The sequence below is a fragment of the Neolewinella aquimaris genome, from assembly GCF_014197245.1.
Classification (GTDB): Bacteria; Bacteroidota; Bacteroidia; order Chitinophagales; family Saprospiraceae; genus Neolewinella; species Neolewinella aquimaris.
Genome location: NZ_JACIFF010000006.1, coordinates 295,479 through 308,781, shown reverse-complemented (window position 1 = coordinate 308,781; position 13,303 = coordinate 295,479). Strand labels below are relative to the sequence as shown.

The window sequence follows — 13,303 nt, the reverse complement described above, 5'->3', positions numbered from 1 at the left end:
TAGCTTGGTGAACGGGCGCCGGGTGGCATCCTTTCTAGCGCCCGAGGGCGAGGTAAAGGTCTTCTTTGGCGACCAGGGTGTCGTACAGGGCGTTGAGGTAGTTGGCCTGGGCTTCGTACAGTTGCTGTTCGGCCTGCACGGTTTCTATGCTGCTGCCGACGCCTTCGCGGTACTTGATCTGCGTGGTGTCGTAGATCCGCTGGGCGAGGTCGAGGTTCTCCCTGGTCACCTGCATCCGCTGGCGGGCGGTGTTAAAGGTGCCGCGGGCATTGCGTACTTCCAGGTCGATGCTGCGGGCGACGTCGTCACGCTGATTAACCACCTTTTCCTTATCGAGGCGGGCACGCTGGAGCCGGGCGCTGCGTCCGCCGAAATCGTAAATAGGGATCACCGCGGAGACACCGACTACCACCGTTGGTGCCCAGAAGCCGTCGGTAAAATTATTGCCCTGGTACTGGTACTGGGCGGCGGCGGAGGCATCGAGCCGGGGCAGGTAGGCGGCCTTCTGGAGGTCAATGTTAAGGTCCTGGAGCGCGATGGTCTGGTCCAACAGCCGAATCTCACTGCGCTGCTGGTAGGGGACGTCCGAAGTAAGGGCGGCGGCGTCTACTTCGAATTCGAGTTGGGCCAGATCGTCGGAGACGCGCAGCTCCTGACCTTCAGGGTAGTTGAGAGTAAATTTCAGCGATCGGAGGGCATTGTCCCGCTGCTGTTCTACGTCGCTGCGGCTGCTCATCAGGTTATTCAGGCTGAGGCGGAGGCGATCCACGTCGAGTTGCTCGACGAAGCCGGCATCGTACTGGGCCTGGGTTTCCCGCAGGAGTTTTTCCAGGTTCTCGATGTTTCGATCGATGATTTCCAGGTTAGTGGATAGCAGCAGGACCGGAAAGTAGCTGCGCGTCACCTGGGTTCTGACCTGACGCTGGGTGTTCTCTAGTTGTAGGTTGAAGTAATCGCGGCTGGCGCGGGCGGCCCGCAGTCCGACAAAGTAGGATCCGTCGAAGATCATGCTGCTTACGCTGATCCCACTGGTGAAGGAATTCTTGAGCTGAAAGGCGATCGAGGTCGGTGCATCGGGGTCGCCCTGCGCAAAGGCTTCGGGCAGCGGGAGTACCGGCACCTTAAGGTAGTGCAGGAAATCGAGGGAGCCGTTGATCTGGGGCAGACCGGTACTCAGTCGTTCGCGCACATTCTGCTCAGCGTCCAGAATGTCTACCCGGGCGTTGCGGATGGTGTTGGAATTGAGGAAGGCGTAATCGACCGCATCTCGCAGGGAGTAGACCGGTGCCTCCGTAGCTTCCTCCTGAGCGATCAAACCGATGCTCGAAACCAACAGCAACAGGAAGGGAGTGAAGAATTTCATAGACTAGACTTAAGGTAAATCCTCTTGCTTCAGGTAATGGTCCAGCCGGTCGCGGCCGAACTGATTTACGATGCCGTTGAAGTGGTAACTGCTGTGCTGGCGGATGATCTCCGAGAGCGGACGCTCCTGGGCCGGAAACACCCCCCGGTCAACCACCATCATGGTCATGCCTACGTAGAGGTTGGCGATCACCTCGGCGTCGATGTCGGCCCGGTAGAGGCCCTCCTCCATGCCCCTTTCGAGGTTGTTGGACACGCTGAGCAGGAACTCGCGCTGGTGATTCATCACCATGGAATGAAACAGTTCGGGGTAGTACTTGCGCAGGTCGTGAAGGGTGGTAGGAGATACTTTGCGCATCTGCCGGATGAAGTAGCGACTATTGCGGAGCAGCTCGTCGATGGCGTCGGCCGCCTGGTCACTGTGCTGGCGCAGCACCTGGATATCACGGCGGGTATCCTCTTCGAGCACCAGCTGGATCAGGTCCTCCTTATTATCTACCATTTGGTAGAGCGTCTTTTTGGAGATTCCCAGTTCCCGGGCGATGTCGTCCATGCTCACGCTGCGGATGCCGATGCTCCGAAACATGTCGCCCGCCTTCTCCAGCACCTTGCGGTTGTCCTTAATTTCTTCTATCACGCCGCAAAGAACGGGGGAAACTTTGAATAGTTTCTGAGTTTCCGTCGTTTTCTTTGCTTTAGCGGGCTTTTTTAGCACCTGCGGACCCGCCCCCTGTGTACTGTGCCGGCATGGAGGAATAAAAAGGTGAGCAGGTTGGGATTACTGCCGATCCGTGAGCAGGCGTAGCCCTAAATCGATGAGTGATTCCACCGTCTCGGCCGGCTGCTTACTGAAGGTGCCCAGGGCCCGGTTAGCGAGGAGGGCGGAGATGGAAGCGGCCCGGTGGCCGAGGAGCCGGGTGAGGCCGTAAATGCCCGAGGTTTCCATTTCAATATTGGTGATCCTCAGATCTTCATCGCTGAACGTCCGCAGCGCATTCAGGATTTTTGGAGTCATACCGCTCGGCAGGCGAAGGCTGCGGCCCTGGGGGGCATAAAAACCGGCCGCGGTGAGGGTAATGCCCGCTGCCAGTTCGGCCGCCGCGGGATGATTCATAAAGACGGGCAAGTGGGGGCGGACTACCAGCGGAGGTACCGGAAGCGTTACTCCTTCGTCGTCGAGGTGGTCGGTAAGGGCAATCACGAGGGGATCCGGCTCTCCCTGGTTGAGATAATAGTGCAACAGCCCGTCGAGTGCGAGGGCCGCGTGGGAAAGCAGAAAGCTATCGAGGGGCAGGTCGGACTGAAAGGAGCCGCTGGTACCGAGGCGCAGAAAATCGAGGGAAGTAAGCTCATCTTTGACTTCCCGGGTCCTGAGGTCGATGTTGAAGAGTGCATCGAGTTCGTTGATGACGATGTCAACATTATCAGTGCCGATGCCGGTGGATAGGACGGTGATGCGTTCCCCGTCTAGCTCACCGGTATGGGTAACGAATTCCCGCGCTTCCACCTTCAGTTCCACCCGATCGAAGCGACGGCTTACCTGATGCACGCGCTCGGGGTCCCCGACAGTAATGATCTTCTCCGCGACCTGGCCGGGAAGTAAGTGAAGGTGATAGACCGATCCGTCGGGACGTAGAATGAGTTCGGAACCCGCGATCATGCCTCCTGCCCGAGGTTGTTCACTTGTTCCTTTAGCGTTTCCTCCTGAATTTCCTTGCGCCAGTAGTGGCTGACGGCTTTACCCTTGTTCACTACGATGGCCTGCGGGCTTGCGTGATCCACCCCGAGTCGTTCCGCTATTTCACTGGAGAGGTCCTTCGCATACTGGATCACGATGCCGTGAATGTCGATGTCGTGCTTGGCATTGGCGATCTGCACCTGGGCACGGGCGCTGAACGGACAGCTGTTGCTGTGCTTGAAGATCACGATCGGATGGTCCTGCGAGGCCTGGAGGGCGGCGTCGAGGTCCTGGGAGGTTGACATGGTATTGAACATGAACACACAACGCCGGCTCGGGGCCGGGGTTCGCGGAAGGGAGCGGCGTGCCTTGCCTTACCTTTGTGCTTCGTCTTCCGCCTAACCATCTGCCGATATGAAACAACCGCGCCGTTTTCAACGCTCCCAGGCCCGCAACTCCAGCAACCCACCCGGCCTGGACCGCGAACCCGCCGAGCTGATCGGCATGCGGCTCAATAAGTACATCGCGCACTCCGGCGTGGCGAGTCGGCGAACCGCGGGGGATATGGTTAAGGCCGGCAAGGTGAAGGTGAACGGCGAAGTGCTGGACAATCCGGCTTACCAGATAAAGGAGGGAGACGTAGTGGAGTACGAAGGCAATGTAGTAGCCCCCTCGGAGCGCTTCGTGTACATACTTCTCAATAAGCCCCGCAACGTCATCACCACCACCAACGACGAGCACGACCGGACCACCGTGATGGACCTGCTCGATGAACCCGGCTTGAAGGGACTCCGCCTTTTCCCGGTCGGCCGGCTTGACCGCGATACTACGGGATTGCTCCTTATCACTAACGACGGAGACGTCACCACCCGCCTTACCCACCCGAGATACGAGACCTCTAAGATCTACGAAGCGACGCTGGATAAGCCCTTCAGTCCCGACGACCTGGCCCAGATGAAAGCCGGATACGACCTTGAAGACGGCCCCTTCCTGCCCGACTGGGTGCGCTATTCGAAGGAGGACGAACCCACTAAGGTTACCCTACAGATTCACAACGGACGGAACCGCATCGTACGCCGTGCCTTCGAACACTTTGGGTATACCGTCGATAAACTCGACCGGACTTACCTCGCCGGGCTGACGAAGAAGAACCTGCCACGCGGGTTCTATCGCTACTTGTCGGAGGAGGAGGTGCGGAGGCTGAAGTACTTTAGGTAAGCGCCGTTGCGGGGCAGGGTCTATTGCTTGACGTGTATATCCATCTGCGGGAAGGGGATGTTGATGTCGGCGGCATCGAAGGCCTTCTTCACGTGCTCGTTCAGGTAAATCAGGGTAGGCCAGTAATTGGCGTTCTCGGTCCAGACGCGAAGGGCCATGTCGACGCTGCTGTCGTTGAGGGTGCGGACAAAGATATCGACGCCCCGGTCGAGGAGAACGTTGGGGGTGGCTTCGGCAACGGAAAGGAGGGTGGCGCGGGCGTGGTCGATGTCGTCGCCGTAGCCGATGCCGAAGGTCATGTCGAGGCGACGGACACCCAGGGCGGTCATATTTTCGATGGCGTTGCCCATCACCTTGCCGTTAGGGATGATGATGAGCCGGTTATCGACGGAGGTAAGGATGGTGTTGAAGACCTGTATCTCCTTTACCGTTCCGGTGTACCCGCCCGTAGTGACCAGATCGCCAACCTTGAAGGGCCGGAAGGTGAGCAGGAGGATTCCGCTGGCGAAGTGGCCGAGATTTCCCTGGAGTGCCAGGCCGATCGCCAGGGAGAGGGCGGAGAGAATGGCGATGAAGGAGGTGGTCTCGACGCCGAACATTCCGGCGATGGACAGGATCAGCAGCACCTTCAGTCCGATGCTCAGGAAGCTGGTCAGGAAGCCGGAGACGCTGATGTCCATGTTCCGTTTCTGAAATAGGTGGCGGAGCTTTTCGGTAAGCCAGTTGATGAGCCAGAAGCCTGCGACCAGCAGGAAGATGCCCACCAGTATTTTGAGCGCGATGGCTAGCAGGAGGGGCTCGTAGTCTTCCCACAATTGCCCGAAATCTATCATAAGGTTGGGGTTAGTTGGGCGGCAAGATAAGACGGTGGAGAGGTTGCCGCCGGGCCGTACTAAGGTAAAAATCCGTACTTTTGCAACAAATCCGTTTAAAATAGCCGTGTTTCAACCCCAGAAGAAGGTCGTCTATACCGCCGAGCAGGCCCTGGAAGCGCTTCAGCACTACTGCGCCTACCAGGATCGCTGCCACAAGGAGGCCAGGGAAAAGCTGCACGAGCTCGGATTTTACGGCGATCCCGCGGAAGAGGTGATCGTGGAGTTGATTCACGAGAAATACCTCGACGAGGAGAGGTTTGCGCGCTCCTATGCCAGGGGAAAATTCAAGATTAAGCGGTGGGGTCGGTACAAGATCCGCGCGGAACTCAGGCAGCGACAGCTTAGTGCCTATTGCATCAAGCAGGCGATGAAGGAAATAGACCAGAACGAGTACTACGGTACGTTGTGCAGCGAATTGGAACGGCGCAACGGAGTGGAGAAAGCGGGGCAGCACCCCTATCTGCGGCGCCGCAAGCTGGCCGATTATATGGTGAAACGGGGATTTGAATCGGGCCTGGTGTGGGAAGCCATCAAGGAGTTGGAGCTTTAGCCGACATTTGCCCGGGGGCTGCCCGTCAAAACCCGCCGCGCCGTCATCTGTTCCACTGATTAGAACGCTTTCATCAATGTCTGAATTTCGCTCCCGAATTTTCCTCCTGTCCTTCGCCCTGGTTTTGGCCCTTACCTCTTGCGGTAGCGAAGAGTTCCAGCGCACCCTGCAACCCACGCCGTCGGCCTTCGGGCAGATCAATAGCCTGGTCGTGGTCGCGGATAGTAGTACCTGGAAGGCCGGTGTGGCAGATTCGGTCGCTTACTTCTTTGAGGCACCGTACATCATTCTTCCCCAGCCCGAGCCCATTTTCGACGTGCGCTTCATTACTCCCGAGCGGGTAGTAGCCGAGCCCACCTGGGGACAGCTCCGCAACTACGTCGTACTGGCCGACCTGAGCGATACCGACAGCCCGACCACCCAAATGGTCCTGAATGACCTGAGCGACGATAAGATCCAACAGGTACGTACCGACGGATACGGGACCGCCGTTGCCAAGAACAAGTGGGCTACGGGGCAGCAACTCGTCTACATCATGGGGAAGAATCACGATGCCCTGCTGACCGGTTTCGGAAAGGTTTATCCCGGCGTCGTAAAGCGAATCAAGGAGGGGGAAGACGAGCGTATGCGGGTCACTACTTACTTCGAGGGCATCAATCGGCGGCTGGGGGATACCATCCGGCAACTTTCCGGTGCCTCACTCGATATTCCCGGCGGATATGTGCGCGTTCCCCTCGATACGGACGATGTCGTCTGGCTGCGCAAGGAGGTGCAGGGTGCCAGTCTTAACATCATGGTTACTAAGGTACCCTACGAGGATAAGCGTCAACTGTCGAAGGAAGGGCTTAAAGAAATCCGGGACCGCATCGGCAAAGAGTACGTGAGTTCGACTACGGAAAATACTTACATGCGGATCAATGATACGGATCTGCCCATGTTTACCGAGGCAACCGAACTGAACGGGGCATTTGCCATCGAGGGCCGGGGCATTTGGGAAATCGAAAACGACTTCCTGGCCGGCCCCTTCGTCTCCTATCTACTCAATGATGAAGCGGAAGATGAACTCGTACTGGTCGACGGCTTCGTGTACGCCCCCGGCCGACGCAAGCGCGACCTGATGGAGGAAGTCGTGCAAATTATTCGGTCGGCTACCGTGAATTAGCCCGCTTTCTCTCGTTCTTCCACCGCCCTAACTTATTTCTGATGAACGATACCGACCCTTTACGTTACCCCATCGGCACGTTTACCGTGCCCGAAACCGGGGATGAAACGCTGCGATTGCAATCCATCAAGCGAATCGGCAGCTTACCGGAGCGGCTCGAAGTACTGGCTGATGAACTAAGATCGAGGAAACTGCTGGACACCCCCTACCGTCCCGGCGGTTGGACGGCCCAGCAGGTGATTCACCACCTTGCTGACAGTCACCTACACGCTTACCGGCGACATAAGGTGACGCTGGTTGAAGATCATCCTACCCTGGTTCCCTATAATGAAGGCAGCTGGGCGGAGCTTCCCGACGTGGCGGCGGTACCGGTACAGGCCAGTCTGGACATCCTGAGGGGATTGCACCTGCGCTGGGCCGTACTGCTTGCGCAGTGTACCGATCGGCAGTGGAGGCGGACGGCCTTTCACCCCGGCAGTGGGATCACCTATCATTTGGACACCCTGGCGGCACACTACGCATGGCACGGGGATCATCACTTAGGCCACCTTAGGATCGTACTGGAGAACAAATAAGCGCATGGGTTGGCAATATTTTGTGATTGTGCGGCACATCCCCGAAATGAGGCAATAGAATTTTCCGTTCTTACCATATATGTATATTTAATTTCGTTTTGCCTTAAGTGTCAGGTAATTGCAAAGTTGTGACGAACACCTGCTGTACTGAATCGGTTTGGGGGATACACACCTATTGAGCATTTCGCACCACTATTAATTTCCCCAACAAACCAATTTAATTTATGACGTTCAATTTATCCTTCAGCCGGCTCAGCCTGCTGCTCCTTGCCGTTATGGCACTAGCCTTCACCTCCTGTAACGACGACGACGATACCATTCTCGGTATTGACTTCGACGACGACGGCACCTTGTTTCTCTCTTCCAACACCAGCGGAATGGTGGGCGTAATAAACCTCGAAGACGGCGCACCGGACATCGAGACGTTTACCGCCTCGGGCAGCGATGCCGACGGACTGTACTACGATACCGATGAGGGCAACCTGTATCAGGTAGACCGGACCAACAACATCTTGGTCGAGTACAACGACGTGATCGATGACCTCGACGATCCCAACGGCGTAGATGTCGAATCGCGCAGCACTTCCGATTTCACCAACGGCCGCGGTCTCGCTTACCGCAACAAGCAGTTTGTCGTGGCCCAACAGGGTAGCGACGCGAACGACAATACCAACCGCCTGGTGGTGTACGACATTCTGTCGGGCAGCGGCATCCAGACCGGTTATGTTTACGAAACCGACATTGCCCTCTGGGGCATTGAATTTGTCGGCAGCGACCTCTATGCCGTGGTGGACAAAAGTGATTCGGTAGCCGTTTTCACTAATTTGCTTGGCAACGCCCCCGGCGATACGCTGACGCCCGACCGCTACATCAAGGTCGACGGGATCGTCCGCACCCACGGACTTGAGTACAACGCCAAGGACGATATTATGATCCTCACCGACATCGGTGATGCCGGATCGGATACCGACGGTGGACTGGTTGTAATTCGCAATTTCTCCACGATCGGCAGTATCACCTCCGTAGGTGCCGACGGCTACACCAAGATCGGTGGAGCTGCTACCATGCTGGGCAATCCGGTTGACGTTGATTACGACGAAGACACCGACCGCATCTACGTCGCGGACCGCGCTACCGCCGGTGGGACCCTGCTCATCTTTGAAGGAACTGCTTCGGGTAATGCTGCTCCCATCGAAACGCTTTCCTTCCCCGGACTGAGTTCATTGTACCTGCACCGGGACAACTAGATTGTAGTTCTCGTGCTAAAACGTGAAGCGCCCGTTCTCTGTTAGGAGAGCGGGCGCTTTTCTATTGTGGGCTCTACTAAAGCGCGGCAGCGATGCGATCGCCGAACTCCCGGGTTCCGACTTTCGTGGTGGGCCGGAGGTCCTCCGTGCCGACACCCTGACCCAATACCTTGTTGACGGCGCCACGTATTGCACTGGCTTCTTCCCGCAACTCCAGGTGGTCGAGCATCATGGCGGCGGAAAGGATGGCGGCAACGGGGTTTGCGCGGTCCTGTCCGGCCCCTTCCGGCCAGGAGCCGTGGATGGGTTCGAACATGCCTACGGTGGAGCCGATGCTGCTGGAGGGCAACAAACCGAGCGATCCGGCCAGCACGCTCGAAGCATCGGAGAGGATGTCGCCGAACATATTACTGGTGACGATCACGTCGAACTGGGCGGGGTTGAGGATGAGCTGCATGGCCGCGTTGTCGACGAACATGAAGTTGAGCTCCACGTCTTCGTTTTCCTGAGCCAGTTCGCGGGTGATCTCCCGCCAGAGGCGACTGCTTTCCATTACGTTGGCCTTATCGACCAGGGTGAGCTTGCCGCGGCGGGCGCGGGCCTCCACGAAGCCCATTTTCACGATGCGTTCGATTTCCATGCGGGTATAAGTGCAGGTATCGAAGGCGGTGTTGCCGTTGTCTTTTCTGCCCTTCTCGCCGAAGTAGATGCCCCCGGTTAGTTCCCGAACGATGAGCATATCGACGCCCTTCATTCGTTCGGGGCGCAGGGGACTCAGGTCGGCCAGTTCGTCGTAGCTCGCTACGGGGCGCAGGTTGGCAAAGAGGCCGAGTTCCTTGCGCAGTCTGAGGAGTCCCTGCTCCGGACGCACCTTGGCGGAGGGGTCGTTGTCGAAGCGGGGATGGCCGATCGCGCCGAAGAGCAGGGCGTCCGACTTTTTACAGAGGGACAGGGTGTACTCCGGGAGGGGATCGCCGGTCTGATCGATCGCTACGGCGCCTACGGGAGCCTTGGTGTAGGCAAACGTGTGTCCGAATTTGTCGGCGACGACGTCGAGCACCTTGATTGCTTCGGCGATGACTTCGGGGCCGATACCGTCTCCGTCAAGTACGGCAATATTGAAGTTGGGCATAAATTCTCAGCTGTGGTTTTGCTTAGAGGCTATAATCTAACCGTTGGTTTTCGAATGCTTCGATCTTCTCGCGCTGGCTCAGCAGGAAATCGATGTCGTCGTATCCGTTCATGAGGCAAGTCCGCTTGTACTCGTCGATTTCGAAGCCGGTTACCGTGCCGGTTTCCTCGTTCGTAAAGGTTTGCTCTTCGAGGTTGACGGTGAAGCGGGCGGCCGCGTTTTGCTCGATGGTGCGGAAGGCCTCGTCGAGCACGGTGGGGCTCACGGTCACCGGCAACAGGCCATTATTCAAGGCATTCCCCTTAAATATGTCGGCGAAGTAGCTGGACACCACCACCCGGAAGCCGTAATCCTGAATCGCCCAGGCGGCATGTTCCCGACTGGATCCGCAACCGAAGTTGGCCCCGGCAAGCAAAATTTCGCCCGAGTACGTCGGATTATTCAGCACGAAATTCTCCTTCGGCTGGTTCAGTTTGTCGTAGCGCCAGTCGCGAAACAGGTTTTCCCCGAACCCCTCGCGGGTCGTCGCCTTCAGAAAGCGGGCGGGAATGATCTGATCCGTATCCACATCCTCGATGGGCAGGGGGACGGCGGTGGAGGTGAGTGTTTTGAAGGGATTCAAAAGTTGAAAATTTAGATCTCAGATTTAAAATTGAAAATTTCCAATTTAAAATTTAGTTGGCACCTCGGGTAGACGGTTGTTTTGACGAACCCTTAGAGAGACTTGGCTTACACCCGCATGCAACTCAGGAGGCCATTTTCATTTGCACCTTCTTAGCGCTGGAGGTGAAAATAGCGATCAATTCGGTCGATTCGCGGATAAGCGCCAGTACGTCCTCTTCGGGAAGGTACTTCAGGTAGTAGATGTACCGGAGGGTATTGCGTGATTCTCGTAATTCTTTGAGCCCGAGCTTCAGCTTGTGCAGAAAGTCGCGGGAAGATTCCGCGGCCCGTGTTTCTCCGTAATGAAAACCCGGGGAACTAGCGGATCGAACGAGTTGATGCGCAGCGTTCTTAGCATCATAATATTGCTCGATTGGAAGGCGGCGGGTTAGCAGTGTGCAGTTTACACCAAACATAATGAGGCGGGCCTCCAGTTGATCAGCAGTCATTTCTCTAGTGGTAAGTGGGTCAAAACCAAAAATCACTGCTAAACTAACAAACAACAAATAGTGGTACAAATTTTAAATACCCAATTTTAAATTTTAAATTCTCTTACATCCACAATCTTCCCCGCCACCGCCGCCGCCGCCGCCGTCAGCGGACTGGCCAGTATTGTACGCGCGCCGGGGCCCTGCCGACCCTCGAAGTTGCGGTTGGAGGTGGATACGCAGTAGCGGCCCGCGGGCACCTTGTCTTCGTTCATGCCCAAACAGGCGGAGCAGCCGGCGCCGCGGAACTCGAAACCGGCGGCTTCGAAAACCCTGTCCAGCCCCTCGGCGATGGCCTGCTTGGCTACTTGCTGGGAGCCTGGGACCACGATGCCAGTGACGTTTGCTGCGATCCGTTTGCCCTGCACCAGCGACCCCGCCAGACGAAGGTCCTCGATGCGGCTGTTGGTGCAGGAGCCGATGAAGACGTAGTCGACCGGCATGCCCTCCATGGGTTTTCCGATCTCCAGGTCCATGTACTGCATGGCCTTTTCCATGCTGGCCTCGCCGTGTAGCGCGCTGGCCTGGGGGATGCGGTCCTTCACGCCCATACCCATGCCCGGATTGGTGCCGTAGGTGATCATGGGCGGAATTTCCTCCGCACGGTAGGTGTATTCGATGTCGAAGGTGGCGTCGGCGTCGGTGGGCAGGGTGCGCCAGTGGGCAACGGCCTTTTCCCATTCTTCTCTCTTGGGGGCGAACTCCCGGCCCTCGAGGTAGTCGAAGGTGGTCTGGTCGGGTGCGATGAGTCCGCCGCGGGCCCCCATTTCGATGCTCATGTTGCAGACGGTCATGCGCCCCTCCATGCTCAGGCTGCGGATGGCGGAGCCGGCGTATTCGACGAAGTGGCCCGTACCGCCGCCCGTACCCAGCTTTGCGATGACGTAGAGGATCAGGTCCTTGGCCGTAACGCCGGGCTGCAGGTCGCCCTCGATGTTGATGCGCATCTTGCGGGGCTTTTCCATCAGTACGCACTGGGTAGCCATCACCTGCTCGACCTGGCTGGTACCAATGCCGAACGCAATCGCGCCGAAGGCCCCGTGGGTGCTGGTGTGGCTGTCGCCGCAGACCATGGTGATGCCGGGACGGGTGATGCCGAGCTCGGGCCCGATCACGTGCACGATGCCCTGGTAAGGGTGGCCGAGTCCGTAGAGCTCTACGCCGAATTCGGCACAGTTGGTGGTGAGCATTTCCACCTGCTTGCGGCTGAGCGGCTCGGCGATGGGCTTATCCTGGTCCTTGGTGGGTACGTTATGGTCGGCGGTGGCTACGATGCGGTCGCGGCGCAGCAGGGGGATACCGCGCTGGCGCAATCCGTTGAAGGCCTGCGGGCTGGTCACCTCGTGGATCAAGTGACGGTCGATGTAGAGCACCTGGGCGCCACCGGGGACGGAAGTGACCACGTGAGCGTCCCAGACTTTATCGAAAAGGGTTGGCATAGCGAGTTCGAAGATTTGACGGGCAAAGATAACGAGTCGGGCGGCGGCGCGCGGGTGCAAGGGCATTCAGGGAAACAGCTATGTCCGGTGGCTAATCGACCGGTGTTTATCCCGAAGTCGTGCGGTGCTCCGGTATCGCCAAAAAATAACGGCACGTAAGCAAAGGATTCGCTGGGTACGCGGGTCAAAAGGGCAAAATCATAAAATGAGCGGGCCAATCCGTGACATACCCTCTACGATGAAGAAGCTACGTATGCGAAATCGAAATAGGTGTCTTAGTGTTTTATTGGTGGTAAGCTTGTTCGCATCCTGCGGGAGCGAGCAAGCTACTACTCCTACCCTCCCCTACTACGCCGACGCGACGTTCACGCCTTTCTGGCTCGCCCCGGACAGCGATTCACTCGCCACCTTCCACCAAATCGGTTCGTTCGAACTGGTCGATCAGGAAGGCGACACGATCACCGAGGAAAGCCTGGCCGGGAAGGTTTACGTCACCAACTTTTTCTTCACCGCCTGCCCCGGCATCTGTCCGAAGATGACCAACAATATGACGGTACTGCAGGACGAGTTTCGGGATGATCCGGAGGTAGTGCTACTGTCCCACTCGGTTACCCCCCGGTATGATTCGATTCCCGTACTGCGGAATTATGCCGAAGCGAACGGCGTCGAGTCCGGTAAGTGGCACTTACTTACTGGCGATCGGGATGCGATCTATGCTCTCGGTCGCGAAGCTTACTTCGTAGAGGAAGATCTCGGCCTGGAACGCGAACGGGACGATTTTTTGCACACGGAAAACTTTGTGCTCGTCGATCGGAACCGGCACATCCGGGGTATCTATAATGGTCTCAGCATGACGTCAGTAAACCAGCTGGCGAAAGACATCCGGACCTTACTGGCAACGGGCGGGTCGTAGA

Annotated in this window: 15 protein-coding genes; 6 read left to right on the top strand and 9 right to left on the bottom strand. The window is 57.4% G+C overall.

The features are described from left to right. Positions 1-34 precede the first annotated feature (34 nt). From GGR28_RS13045 to GGR28_RS13030, 4 genes are all read right to left on the bottom strand, one after another. Positions 35-1,363: a TolC family protein gene (locus GGR28_RS13045; RefSeq protein ID WP_183496243.1), complete on the bottom strand. Its 1,329-nt coding sequence runs from the start codon at positions 1,361-1,363 to the stop codon at positions 35-37. A gap of 9 nt (positions 1,364-1,372) precedes the next feature. Next, positions 1,373-1,999 carry a TetR/AcrR family transcriptional regulator gene (locus GGR28_RS13040; protein WP_183496242.1) on the bottom strand — a complete coding sequence of 209 codons (627 nt, stop codon included), beginning with the start codon at positions 1,997-1,999 and terminating at the stop codon, positions 1,373-1,375. A gap of 141 nt (positions 2,000-2,140) precedes the next feature. Continuing rightward, on the bottom strand, positions 2,141-3,022 hold the full coding sequence (locus GGR28_RS13035) for a nucleoside phosphorylase (RefSeq protein ID WP_183496241.1): 882 nt from the start codon (positions 3,020-3,022) through the stop codon (positions 2,141-2,143). After that, complete coding sequence (locus tag GGR28_RS13030; RefSeq protein ID WP_183496240.1) at positions 3,019-3,345, bottom strand: monothiol bacilliredoxin BrxC family protein; 327 nt, start codon at positions 3,343-3,345, stop codon at positions 3,019-3,021. Before GGR28_RS13030 ends, GGR28_RS13035 begins: the two co-directional genes overlap by 4 nt. 109 nt (positions 3,346-3,454) lie before the next feature. Between GGR28_RS13030 and GGR28_RS13025 the strand changes: the two genes are divergently transcribed. Further along, positions 3,455-4,258 carry a pseudouridine synthase gene (locus GGR28_RS13025; RefSeq protein WP_183496239.1) on the top strand — a complete coding sequence of 268 codons (804 nt, stop codon included), beginning with the start codon at positions 3,455-3,457 and terminating at the stop codon, positions 4,256-4,258. Positions 4,259-4,278: 20 nt separating this feature from the next. Here the strand turns inward: GGR28_RS13025 and GGR28_RS13020 are convergent, their stop codons facing one another. Continuing rightward, positions 4,279-5,091, bottom strand: coding sequence for a mechanosensitive ion channel family protein (locus tag GGR28_RS13020; RefSeq protein WP_183496238.1), 813 nt, complete (start codon positions 5,089-5,091; stop codon positions 4,279-4,281). Between the two features lie 106 nt (positions 5,092-5,197). Between GGR28_RS13020 and GGR28_RS13015 the strand changes: the two genes are divergently transcribed. The 4 genes from GGR28_RS13015 (at position 5,198) to GGR28_RS13000 (ending at position 8,667) form a co-directional block, all read left to right on the top strand. Further along, positions 5,198-5,683: a regulatory protein RecX gene (locus GGR28_RS13015; RefSeq protein ID WP_183496237.1), complete on the top strand. Its 486-nt coding sequence runs from the start codon at positions 5,198-5,200 to the stop codon at positions 5,681-5,683. 76 nt (positions 5,684-5,759) lie between these two features. Beyond that, positions 5,760-6,845 carry a DUF4837 family protein gene (locus tag GGR28_RS13010; RefSeq protein WP_183496236.1) on the top strand — a complete coding sequence of 362 codons (1,086 nt, stop codon included), beginning with the start codon at positions 5,760-5,762 and terminating at the stop codon, positions 6,843-6,845. A gap of 41 nt (positions 6,846-6,886) precedes the next feature. Further along, positions 6,887-7,420, top strand: coding sequence for a YfiT family bacillithiol transferase (locus tag GGR28_RS13005; RefSeq protein ID WP_183496235.1), 534 nt, complete (start codon positions 6,887-6,889; stop codon positions 7,418-7,420). Positions 7,421-7,644: 224 nt separating this feature from the next. Then, positions 7,645-8,667, top strand: coding sequence for an NHL repeat-containing protein (locus GGR28_RS13000; protein ID WP_183496234.1), 1,023 nt, complete (start codon positions 7,645-7,647; stop codon positions 8,665-8,667). 76 nt (positions 8,668-8,743) lie between these two features. Here GGR28_RS13000 and leuB read toward each other — a convergent pair whose 3' ends face one another. The 4 genes from leuB to leuC form a co-directional block, all read right to left on the bottom strand. Beyond that, complete coding sequence (gene leuB / locus GGR28_RS12995; protein ID WP_183496233.1) at positions 8,744-9,799, bottom strand: 3-isopropylmalate dehydrogenase; 1,056 nt, start codon at positions 9,797-9,799, stop codon at positions 8,744-8,746. Positions 9,800-9,821: 22 nt separating this feature from the next. Beyond that, the gene (gene leuD / locus GGR28_RS12990; protein ID WP_183496232.1) at positions 9,822-10,421 is read right to left on the bottom strand and encodes a 3-isopropylmalate dehydratase small subunit; all 600 of its coding nucleotides are present in this window, start codon (positions 10,419-10,421) and stop codon (positions 9,822-9,824) included. Positions 10,422-10,545: 124 nt separating this feature from the next. Beyond that, positions 10,546-10,911, bottom strand: a complete 366-nt coding sequence (locus GGR28_RS12985) for a four helix bundle protein (protein ID WP_183496231.1) — start codon at positions 10,909-10,911, stop codon at positions 10,546-10,548. A gap of 86 nt (positions 10,912-10,997) precedes the next feature. Further along, complete coding sequence (gene leuC / locus GGR28_RS12980; protein WP_183496230.1) at positions 10,998-12,389, bottom strand: 3-isopropylmalate dehydratase large subunit; 1,392 nt, start codon at positions 12,387-12,389, stop codon at positions 10,998-11,000. 289 nt (positions 12,390-12,678) lie between these two features. Between leuC and GGR28_RS12975 the strand changes: the two genes are divergently transcribed. After that, a complete protein-coding gene (locus GGR28_RS12975) occupies positions 12,679-13,302 on the top strand; it encodes an SCO family protein (RefSeq protein WP_406603758.1) in 624 nt (207 codons plus the stop codon). Position 13,303: the final 1 nt, after the last annotated feature.

Excerpts from the sequence above, each read along its gene's own strand:
- GGR28_RS13045 (WP_183496243.1), bottom strand. The coding sequence starts at position 1,363 with ATGAAATTCTTCACTCCCTTCCTGTTGCTGTTGGTTTCGAGCATCGGT.
- GGR28_RS13035 (WP_183496241.1), bottom strand. The coding sequence starts at position 3,022 with ATGATCGCGGGTTCCGAACTCATTCTACGTCCCGACGGATCGGTCTAT.
- GGR28_RS13030 (WP_183496240.1), bottom strand. The coding sequence starts at position 3,345 with ATGTCAACCTCCCAGGACCTCGACGCCGCCCTCCAGGCCTCGCAGGAC.
- GGR28_RS13025 (WP_183496239.1), top strand. The coding sequence starts at position 3,455 with ATGAAACAACCGCGCCGTTTTCAACGCTCCCAGGCCCGCAACTCCAGC.
- GGR28_RS13020 (WP_183496238.1), bottom strand. The coding sequence starts at position 5,091 with ATGATAGATTTCGGGCAATTGTGGGAAGACTACGAGCCCCTCCTGCTA.
- GGR28_RS13010 (WP_183496236.1), top strand. The coding sequence starts at position 5,760 with ATGTCTGAATTTCGCTCCCGAATTTTCCTCCTGTCCTTCGCCCTGGTT.
- GGR28_RS13005 (WP_183496235.1), top strand. The coding sequence starts at position 6,887 with ATGAACGATACCGACCCTTTACGTTACCCCATCGGCACGTTTACCGTG.
- GGR28_RS13000 (WP_183496234.1), top strand. The coding sequence starts at position 7,645 with ATGACGTTCAATTTATCCTTCAGCCGGCTCAGCCTGCTGCTCCTTGCC.
- leuB (WP_183496233.1), bottom strand. The coding sequence starts at position 9,799 with ATGCCCAACTTCAATATTGCCGTACTTGACGGAGACGGTATCGGCCCC.
- GGR28_RS12985 (WP_183496231.1), bottom strand. The coding sequence starts at position 10,911 with ATGACTGCTGATCAACTGGAGGCCCGCCTCATTATGTTTGGTGTAAAC.
- leuC (WP_183496230.1), bottom strand. The coding sequence starts at position 12,389 with ATGCCAACCCTTTTCGATAAAGTCTGGGACGCTCACGTGGTCACTTCC.